The 9,713-nt window shown below is 64.9% G+C and carries 8 protein-coding genes; 5 read left to right on the top strand and 3 right to left on the bottom strand.

Annotated elements, in window-relative coordinates; all coding sequences use genetic code 11:
• Nucleotides 1–403: 403 nt before the first annotated feature.
• Nucleotides 404–1,222, top strand: a complete 819-nt coding sequence (locus BS329_RS35895) for a hypothetical protein (protein ID WP_076167297.1) — start codon at nt 404–406, stop codon at nt 1,220–1,222.
• Nucleotides 1,223–1,555: 333 nt separating this feature from the next.
• Here BS329_RS35895 and BS329_RS35900 read toward each other — a convergent pair whose 3' ends face one another.
• The 3 genes from BS329_RS35900 to BS329_RS35910 are packed head-to-tail and all read right to left on the bottom strand — an operon-like array spanning nt 1,556 to nt 6,389.
• Nucleotides 1,556–2,668: a patatin-like phospholipase family protein gene (locus BS329_RS35900; protein WP_076167299.1), complete on the bottom strand. Its 1,113-nt coding sequence runs from the start codon at nt 2,666–2,668 to the stop codon at nt 1,556–1,558.
• Complete coding sequence (locus tag BS329_RS35905) at nt 2,644–5,151, bottom strand: ThiF family adenylyltransferase (RefSeq protein WP_076167301.1); 2,508 nt, start codon at nt 5,149–5,151, stop codon at nt 2,644–2,646. The genes BS329_RS35900 and BS329_RS35905 overlap by 25 nt, the downstream gene beginning before the upstream one ends.
• Nucleotides 5,148–6,389, bottom strand: a complete 1,242-nt coding sequence (locus BS329_RS35910; protein WP_143253338.1) for a ComEC/Rec2 family competence protein — start codon at nt 6,387–6,389, stop codon at nt 5,148–5,150. Before BS329_RS35910 ends, BS329_RS35905 begins: the two co-directional genes overlap by 4 nt.
• Before the next feature lie 203 nt (nt 6,390–6,592).
• On the opposite strand from BS329_RS35910, the gene BS329_RS35915 reads away from it, so the two are divergent.
• From BS329_RS35915 to BS329_RS35930, 4 genes are all read left to right on the top strand, one after another.
• The gene (locus BS329_RS35915; protein ID WP_076167305.1) at nt 6,593–7,459 is read left to right on the top strand and encodes an ImmA/IrrE family metallo-endopeptidase; all 867 of its coding nucleotides are present in this window, start codon (nt 6,593–6,595) and stop codon (nt 7,457–7,459) included.
• Entirely contained in the window at nt 7,452–7,901 is a 450-nt protein-coding gene (locus BS329_RS35920) for a helix-turn-helix domain-containing protein (RefSeq protein WP_076167307.1), read from the top strand. The genes BS329_RS35915 and BS329_RS35920 overlap by 8 nt, the downstream gene beginning before the upstream one ends.
• Before the next feature lie 501 nt (nt 7,902–8,402).
• Nucleotides 8,403–9,311, top strand: a complete 909-nt coding sequence (locus BS329_RS35925; RefSeq protein ID WP_076167308.1) for a hypothetical protein — start codon at nt 8,403–8,405, stop codon at nt 9,309–9,311.
• The gene (locus tag BS329_RS35930; RefSeq protein ID WP_076167310.1) at nt 9,308–9,547 is read left to right on the top strand and encodes a hypothetical protein; all 240 of its coding nucleotides are present in this window, start codon (nt 9,308–9,310) and stop codon (nt 9,545–9,547) included. The genes BS329_RS35925 and BS329_RS35930 overlap by 4 nt, the downstream gene beginning before the upstream one ends.
• The last annotated feature ends 166 nt before the right edge of the window (nt 9,548–9,713 follow it).

Genomic DNA, 9,713 nt, shown 5'->3' on the forward strand with positions numbered 1-9,713 from the left:
GATTACCGTCGGTACTGGGCCTTGCCGCGCGGTCGATAGACCGCGGGCAGCGCCATCGCCCCGGTGCAGTGCAGGAACCGCGGCCCCCGACCGAGCTCGGGCGGCTGGACGAGTGCACGGCGGACAGGAGGTCATCGGTCTCGGAGACGAGTCGCGTGTGTCCGGCTCGGGCGAGCTTCCTTCAGGTGACCGAAGCGGCCATGTTGCACACACGCTGCCCGACGATCACGCCGCGCTCTCCGGCGTGCGCCTCGGCCGTCTGCCATCACGTCGTGGACGCGGTTCGCCAGCTCGGAGCCGGGCAGCAGGCCTCGGCGGAAGCCGCAGCCCCTGTAGTCGGCGAGCCAGGAGAAGATCCGCATCGAGCCTCCTTGGATGCAAGGGATGCGCGATACTTCGCGGCATGAAGTTCGGAAAGCTCGATGCGCGCATCCTTGGCGCGATACTGGCGCTCGCGTTCGTCTTGTTGATCATCATGAGCGTCGTGCTGAAGCAAGGCGCTGACTGGTGGTCCGCCTGGGGCCAGTGGGTCGGCGGCATCGGCTCGATCGGCGCCGCTGCCGTCGCCGTATGGATCGCAGTCGAGGGATGGCGCAAGTCCGAGCAACACGCTGAGCAGCAGGCGCAAGAACTGAAAGAGCTCCAAGCCCGCGAACTGGCATCGAAGTTTGGCGTCTGGGTCGAGCAGATTGCATTGCCAATAGCTGGCCCACCAGCACGAGCTGTCAAGGTAGAACTGGCCTACACCAGACCACGAGGCTTCGCCGGAGAGACATACGCGTACGCGCTCAGATACATCAACAGCGGGCCGCAGCCGGTCTACAGGGTGCGCGTAGGCATTGTCATTCCTAACGAGAACTACGAAACAACCGTTCCATTTCTAGGGCCATCCTCAGGGCCGATGTACCTGGAAACCAAGCAAGACACCTTCAACAAGTACTTTTTGGATCGCATGCAGAACATCGTGGACGATGTCAACAGCTCGCCGGACATCGGGGAGGAACTAGAGGTCGACGTACTGCGCGAAGCCTTCTTCAAGTTCCTAGCGCTGACTGTCGATTTCACAGATGGCAACGGAATGCGATGGAGAAGGAACTCTTTTGGAGACCTCACCCCGCTGGGGCCAGACGAAGACAACAGCGGCCTGCGCGATATCATTACGGAGCCGGAGCGAATACTCCGCAACGCAGCGGTGCACAAGCAATACGGCACCCGAAATTAGCTGAAGCTGCACGACTAGCCTACGTCGTCTCTGACCTCGGTACGCCGGGCCCGTTGCGCTCTTGCGCCTGCCGTAACAAACTCGGCGACGTCGGCGGGCACTTCGGTCACGACGACGTTGTGGTTGCCTTCGACCTTCTGCGGCGCTGTGCGTGCCGAAAACCACGTCCACGCATGTCAGGCAGCAGCATGTCTGTGCTCATGGAGGACTCCGCCCAGGCGATCCCGTCGACGTATGACAAGTCGTTCGATCTGGTCAGGATCGCGGGCCTGGGGCAGGGCTCGAAGAGGTGCCGCGGCGACAAGCGAACGAGGTAGCACGTACCCGATAAAGCTAATATCGGCACAAATGAGAGCAGTGGTGGTTCAGCAGTACTCGCGTCAATTGTTCACCCCGGATGGCCAAGAGATTCAGCTCGGCCGCCTCCATCGCCTTGAAATTGGTCGGATAGCCCACGACTGCCGCCCGAGGTACGTGGTCAGCGAGCGGGATCGGCAGCTTGTCGTCCGGCATCGCGAGGTAGGCGTGCACGACTCCGCGAAGCTGCCCGGATGCAGCCGCCAAGTTGAGTTGCGCGCGTGTGCCATCCTGCGCTTTGGCGTAGGCGATGTCGAAGCTTCGCTTCAAGCGACCAGGAAGGTAGAAAGGCTCCATCCTCGGAGTTCGTCCGCGTCCTGCGTCCACGGCGATGAGGTGGTCCAGGTCGTAGACGTGGCTCGTGTGCGTGACTGATCGACCGGGCAGTAGGGGTGATAGCCCGAGGTTGTCGTAGACACCTCCGTCGGTCATGGTCAGTGTGTGCCGCCCGCGCTGCCCCTGACCGTTCTGGAAGTCGTACTTCCTGTTCAGTGCTGGCAACAACGCCGGGAATGCGGCCGAGGCCGCGACTGCGTCCGCCACCGGAACACGGTCGGTGATGCGCCCGTAGGCGGAGCAGGAGCTGACTGTGCTGCCGAACCGCACCGCGTTGGTCGTCGTGAGATCCGTGGCCGAGATGACCGTGGTCAAATCCTGGTGGGTGACTTCGGAGAGGTCTCGCGAGCCGAACAGCCGGTCGCGCAACACCCGGGCAAGGATATCGGTCCGGGTGAAGGCGCGTGGACGCCGCCCGAGCAAACCGGACATCGCACGGACTGCGCCGATGGCACCGCGTGCAAGAGCCGGGGGCGTGAGCGCCCGTTTCACGAGATCGCGTTGCAGTCCGGTTCTGAGCAGTTCCGTGACGGCTTCGTCGAACTCGATGAAGCAGGGCGGGCCGTAGGCCCACATCGCCGCGAGCACGCTGCCACCGCTGATACCCGAGACGACCCGCACGTGGCGCAGCACGTCACAGTCATGGAGCGCTCGCAGGCATCCCAGCCCGAAGGCGACTGCCCGGAATCCACCCCCGGACAGGGCAAGGCCGACTGCGGGTGCCGTGCTCACCGTTTGCCCCACCACAGCCATCGACGACGACGCCGAACAGGGACGCCTGCAGGCGCGGCGGAGAATCCGCCTGGGAAATAGGTGCCGGCGGGTGGGGCTTCTTGCACTCGGGCAGTCGTGCCGGAGGGTGTCGCGGCCGGGTCGCGTGCGACCACCCGTACGTGGACGTCGGGCTGTCCGCCTCCTTCGGTCCACGCTGTCCATACTTGCGACGAGCCGCCGAGGATCACCATCAGCGCCTTGTTGGCGACACCCGCGAAGGTCGTCAACGCCGCCATTCCGGCCAGGTCGGTCGGGCTGGGGGCGGCGACGCCACAGGGGTGCGTGTGCCAGATTCCGAGAAATCCCGTGATACCGCCGGTCCGGCGGGTGTGGTGGTCGACGAGCTCCTGGGTCCCGGCCGTGCCATGGTCGAAGTAGGCGCTGGAGAGTGTGCTGTCGGGCGAGGGCCCGGTAGCGAGGTCGACGCTGACCACCCCGGTTGATTCGTCGATCGCCCCCAGCAGCATGCCACCGGTCTCGACGTCTCGGCCCCGAACCCGGCCACCGCGGCGGACTTCCGCCCGGATCTCGGCCATCGCCTCGGCGGAAATCCGGACGTCGTACCCGATGCCCGGATCGGTCCGAACGACGTCATTGGGCCAGGAAAGAGCCTTGACGGCAGATTGTCGAGCATCCGTCAGGCAAGGTCGACGTACGGCGATCGCGGACATCGTCTCCTCGCCGGTCGGCTCTGCAGCAAGGTCTTGGACCGCCGCAGTGAACAGTGCAGCCGCGAGCGCTGTTACATCGGCAGCCGAGCCGACGAACGTCGGCTCGGAACAGCCGGGTTCGGGGAAGAACATTCCACTGCGGGGCGGGTTGGGGAAGAAGTCGGCGATGACGTCCTGCCACTCGGGCAGATCGGTGCGGCGGGAGCGAAGCAGTACGCGTCGCAGTATGTCGTGACCTGTCCCGGTGGCGCCCGACCGTGCAACGGTGACGAGCCCCAGATCGGCTTGATGCCCGATGATCATTGTCACTGTCGGTGGCCAGGGACCACGGGCGGCTGGGAGGGGGCGGCGGACCCGCTCGATGGCGGCGCGTGTACCGCTGTCCGCGGTCGCGTCCACGATTAGGTCGAACGCGGTGGGATCGAGGTCGTTGAGCACGAACTTGATGGCGTTGTTGACCACGCTGCAGGCTGTCCCTTTGCGGGTGATCGCGTTCAGGCGGCCGGCCAGCACAACGGCCTTGTGATGCCCGATGTCACCGTCGGAGTACGGCTGACGAACCAGGATGCCCGGCGTGACGACCCCGCGATCGAGCACCGTCACAGACCGTGCGCCGGCGCGCACGCAGTATTCGGCAACGGGAGCACCCAACGCGCCACACCCCAGTACGAGCACGCGGGCTCGGCGAAGCGTGGAGGTCGCAGTCTGATCGTCACGGCGTTGCGTGATCTCGGTCCGCTGGTCGAACACCGGCATCCACTGCACGTCGGCAGTACCCAGCCAGCCCCGCGCTGCGGCTTGAAGTTGTTCGTCGGTCTTCTTGGTGAATGTGCCAGGGCGCCTGGCCAGCAGCCCGGTGATGTTCTCACCGAATTGGTCCAGTTTCCACGCGACCAGGTGAGCCAGCCTCGCACTGCCGCTGGTCCGCCGAGAGGGCGTACCGAGCAGCATGACCACCGGATCTTTGTCGGTATTCGCCGCACGGAACCGCAGGACCTGGTTCGCCTGGCTCGTCCATGCCAGATCGCCGAGCAACGCCTCACGAGGGTATCCGGCCTGGGACAGACCTTCGGCGAGTTCAGCCGCTGTGTTCGGGTACTCCCAGCCCAGTTCGTCGGTAAGGAGGACGTTAAGCGCGAAGAAATACGGCTTGCCCTGCGGATTCGTAGGCGAAGCACCTTCGGAATTCGCTCGGTCGACGACCTGGTCTTCGGTGAGCCAGGCCAGCACGTCGACGCGGTCGACGTCCCGAACGCACCAGGCGAACTGACGCACCACTCCGCTGTCTGTTCCCCTCGACCACGGCGCCCGGTCGCCGAGGTTGGGTTCGACGACCGCGCAGCCGGGCGCGGTGGGATAGGCGACCGGCGGGTGCAGCGGTCGACTGTCCGGGTCGAGCGTGCCGGCAGCAGCGTGTTCAAGCCAGGTGAGCAGCCGGTCGAGAAGGCCGCGCATGCCGTCCGCCGGTACCCATTCGACTGAGGGCGCCGCGTAAAGGCAGAGCAGGCTGCTCTGCTGGACGTGCCGCGAGCCCGCCCACCGTCGGTGTTCGGCCAGCACCGACGGTGGTTCGTACGGGAACGTTTCGGGCACCAAGATCCGGAAACGTTCCCGAGCACGCACCCGCACCCCGGCACCGGCGCCGCTGACGCCCGTGTCGATCGAGATCACGAAGCGGCCGCCAGCGCCACCGTTACCGCCAGGTCGGTCCAGGACCTCCAGGGCACCGCCGCTCAGCGCCTCCAGGTCCGTGAGCTGGGCGGCCGCCAGTTCGACCGCCGCCTCCGTCACCGCCCGAACCCGACCGGGCTCGCGGGCGCTGCGCCGCCTCGCCCGACGTCGATCGCCCTGCGCAGCCGATCTGCCCCTGCTCCATCACCGCGAGCCTCGGCCCTCGTCTGGGCGGCCGCGAACGCGGTCGCAACCGCCGCCGCGGCGGCGGCAACAGCAGCTAGGCGGCGGCCCGACCGAGGTGCGGCGGCCTTCGTTGCCGCTTCGTGGGCCAGCTCGACCGTGTCCTCGCGAACGAGGTGGGCCCCCGAGGCGTCCACTGCGAAGACTACGGGGACCGGCGCGTCGACGTCCGGCCACGACATCGTGCATACGAACTCGTCCGCAATCTCGGCGTACCGGTTGGCCGCCTTGCGGTGGGGCGGGTTCTTGCCGGGCTCGTCGCGGGCCGGGATCACCCGGCTGCTCGAAACGATCACCGACTCGTCCGCCGCATAGCGGGAAAACGCGTCCAGCACGTCCTGCTGCAGGACATCCGTGCCGTCGAAGTCGGAGATGTACATGACCTTCTTCGAGCAGTGGTGCGGCGCCAGCAGCAGATCCCACTCCAGGTACTGCTCGTGCTGCTTCGCCTCGCTGGTGTCGAAGATCTTCATGATCGTGTCGTGGGCGAGGTCACCAAAGAGGAGCATCCGTCCCGACTGGCCGCTGCCGTCGGTCAGCGTGATCTGCATGGCCAGAGAGGTCTCGTTCCGGGCCGAGGCGCAGTCGTCGGCGAACGGCGCGTGGATGAAGGCGTGGAACCGGCCTTCGCACGACTGCCCGTCCAGCACGGTGATTGACTTCCCGGGGCCTGACTTGTACTCCTCGGGCAGCTCGTCATAGGCGTGCCTGGTGTGCTCGGTGTCGTAGCCGAACACCATGACGCGATCGCCGCTGTCCGGCTCCCGCCCCTCCGCCACCGCCTTGAGCACGGCGGCGACCCGGCGCTCCGCCTCATTTTGGAACGCCTTCGCGTCGTCGCACAGCTTCTCGTCCGGGTCCTGCTCGTACTCCCGCCACAGCCGTGGCGTGGCCCAGAGCTCCCCGATGGTTACCCGATCGAGCAGCTCCGCGAACCCCAGACAGTGGTCCTGGTCAGCGTGCGTCAGCGCGAACACGGCCAGGTAGGGATCGCCGTCCTCGTTCGTCGGCAGAGCGTCCACCAGCCGGTCGACGACCGGCGTCTCGGGGTTGTCCTCTACATCCGACTTGGCCATGTCCCGCAGGTCCACCTGCATGACCAACTGGTCCGACACGACCACCGTTGTGCTGTCCCCCGACCCGACCGGCCAGAACAGCACCCATCGCGGGCAGCTCCACGTCCATGCGACACCTCTTCCCAGCCGACCCGAAACGGGTGTTCTCGGCCGAAACCTATCTGTTCTTGATCGAGAACCCTACATGATGTGTTCTCGATCGTGAACGGGGTATCCTTCACAGCGAACCCGAGGAGAAGCGCATGGTGTCTGACCTCGAGCGGGCCCGGCTCACCCGGCCGGGAGCAGCCGACGACGAGTTGCTCATCGAGTTGGCGGAGTGCGTGCTCGAGGAACTCGACCTATCCCCCGCCGTTGACCACGCGATCGTCGCGTCGTTCCGGGACGTCGTCCGGATCGAGGAGGCGGACATCGACTGGTCCGGGCACATCTCCTGGACCTCCGACGGCTTGGTGATCACCGTCAACGCAGCCCATCCGCGACCACGGCAGCGCTTCACCGCGTTGCATGAGGTCGTGCACACCTTCTTCCCGGGCTTCAGCATGCAAACGCAGTACCGGTGCCTTCCCAGCATCGCTAACGGCTTGGTTCACCCCGGCGACCCCGCTGTCGAGAAGCTGTGCGACGCCGGCGCCGCCGAACTGCTTTTCCCTCGCCGGCCGTTCCTCAACGACCTGACAGGCAACACGATGACCTCGAGCCTACTGAGGGGCCTGGCAACCCGCTACGAGGCAAGCCTCGAAGCCACCGCGCGCCGCATAGTCACCCTCAATTCCGAACCGACGTTATTCATAGCTTTCGAGGTTTCCCGCAAGCCCAGCCAGCCCAACAATTCGCCCGCACTGCGAATTCAATATCATTACAGCTCCGGCCAATGGCCATTCATCCCCAAGTACAAGGCGGCTCCCGACGACAGCGTCTTTTACCGCGCAATACTCGACGGAGCGTCAGATGAGGTGACATCACTTGCAAGTTTGGGAATGCCGCAAATCGACAATGCCCACGTGAGTGCCATTTATTCGCCATACTACGACAACAACGGAGACCTTCACATGCGCGTCCTCGCCGTGATCACTCGTCCAGTACACACGGGAGAGCGTCGTGGCTGATAACGCAGACAACCTGCCACAAGCCGAGTCAGGCAACTCCAACATGGGAACACGGATACGAAGGTACCGCCAAGAACGAAACCTCAGCCTGAATCAGCTGGCCGAATCCACCGGAGTAAGCAAAGGATATCTATCCGCGCTAGAGAACGAGCAGACATCCACAACGAAGAGCCGACGCCCGTCCGCCGAGACGCTCTACTCCATCGCCAAAGCTCTCGGCGTCACGATGTCCGATCTATTAGGACGCAAACTTCTCGCGACAGCAATAACTAGCCCCCCACCGGAAAGTCTTCAAAAGTTCGCAGAAGCAGACAACTTACCTCAAGCTGATATTGAAATGCTGAATGCAATTCAGTTCCGCGGCGAGCACCCCAAGACGATCGAACGTTGGCGCTACATCTACACCGCGATCAGAGTTAGCGAGTCGATGGACAACCATTGAGCGCAGACCAGAGTTCACCATGAACTCCCGCCTGCGGGGTTCAATAACTCTGCCATACCGTTTAGCTGGGATTAGGCTGCATCGTCATATTCGTTGATCAGACCATCGAAGATCTTCGCTCGGACGATCCGTTGAGCCGGGAACGGGGATGAGGTCCGCGACATCCATCAGCGCTCGTAGATTCAGGCCCTGGGTACGTCCGGCCAGAGTTACGCCCGTAGACGGGAGCAGCAACCAGCGCGCGGGGGTCCTGCGGCGCACTGACAGCGCCGACCGCGGTGAGCAACCTGTACCTCGCTTCGCCCTTTACGACGATCTGACGGGACCGAACCGGGACCTGCGGAGCCGCCGGGTTCGCGAGCTCGTCCTCCTCGCCACCCACGCCATTACCTCGCCGTTCAGCTACTAACAGGCGTCGTGCCTGCTTGACCTGGCGTTACGCGCGACACCGCTAGGCTTCGACGTGCTGGCCCCGACGGGACCGCTTCGACGAATTGGCGCTTGGAGGGCCTGCTCATGGGCGAGCTAGGTGTTATCCGGAGTTACGCGTACTGGTCGGATCGCCGTATCCGGGACATCGCGTCGGCAAACGGCATCGCCCTCGAACGGCGCGTGAGTTGGAAGGCCAAGACGGCGTCGATGCCCTTGATCGGTGGGCTCGAATTTGCGCAGGAGGCCCGCTCGCTGGACCGTGCCGAGGTGGCGCGCCGAATCGAAACGGCGATCGGCGACCTCGCAGTCAAGGACTTCGTCACCCCGCCGCCGGCGGCGTTCGCCAAGGGCGTCGGCCGTGTCGAGTTCGCCCAGTTCACGGGCGGTGTTGAGAAGCGACAGGGCGTCGTGATGCACACCAGCACTCGCAGCAGCTCGGGCGTCCGCGTTGACGTGTGCCTGTTCGGCAGCCTGGAGAACACCGCCGACTACGTCGGCGGCTCGGACCGGCCGCTGGAAGGCTGGTCGTCCTCTGCAGCTCGGGCGATTGCTCTGTACATCCGGAGCCGAGGAACGATCAACAACTCGCAGTGGGACGACCCGGAGTCCCTCGCGGTCGAAGCCCTGAAGATCGCGACCGAGCAGGGCGTGACCGGAACCTGGGACGAACACGAGGACAAGCCCTGGACGCGGGGCTTCACGCTCGGCCACGCGACCGAATCCGAGTGGTTCGCACAGATCTATAGCGACGTCGTGCTCGACAAAGGCCGGTGGACCTTTGACCGCGACGACGGCATCAGCCCAGACGTCGAGCGCATTCTCATCGGCGCTCCACTGTGGGTACGGACTCCGGGCGCACACGCCGTCACCCGCTACCGGGACCTACGCCGAGGGAGCGACGGGCAATATGACGGGCCGCTCCTGCCTGGCCTGGATGGCCAACGCCTACGTCGTCGACGGGACACAATGATCGAGTGAGCGATGACTGGGAGCTGCGCTGGGCATCGGGAGCCCGGCGGTTCTACGTCGCGGAGTTCGTACGGCAGGCGAGTTGTGCCCTGGCCGCGGTGCAACAGGCTCTCAGTCTCAGTCGGGATCCGCAGGGGTGTGCCGAGGCGTGGCCGGCGGTCCAGTCGTTCCTCACCGCGACCGCCATCATCAGCAAGCTGTTGTGGCCCGTCAGAGCCGAGGGAGCCGATCTCAAGTCCCGTTGACGGCGCTTCCGCGCCGATCGACTACGGGCAGAGCTGATGATCAGCGACACCTCGGCCCTCCGGGACAGGAAGGTCCGGGACTCCGCCGATCACTTCGACGAACGCATCGACGGCTCCAGTATTTAGAGCTTGTCTCATGTGGTGAGTTTGCGGAGTTTCTTGTAGC

The sequence above is a fragment of the Amycolatopsis coloradensis genome, from assembly GCF_001953865.1.
Classification (GTDB): Bacteria; Actinomycetota; Actinomycetes; order Mycobacteriales; family Pseudonocardiaceae; genus Amycolatopsis; species Amycolatopsis coloradensis.

Excerpts from the sequence above, each read along its gene's own strand:
- BS329_RS35895 (WP_076167297.1), top strand. The coding sequence starts at position 404 with ATGAAGTTCGGAAAGCTCGATGCGCGCATCCTTGGCGCGATACTGGCG.
- BS329_RS35900 (WP_076167299.1), bottom strand. The coding sequence starts at position 2,668 with ATGGCTGTGGTGGGGCAAACGGTGAGCACGGCACCCGCAGTCGGCCTT.
- BS329_RS35915 (WP_076167305.1), top strand. The coding sequence starts at position 6,593 with ATGGTGTCTGACCTCGAGCGGGCCCGGCTCACCCGGCCGGGAGCAGCC.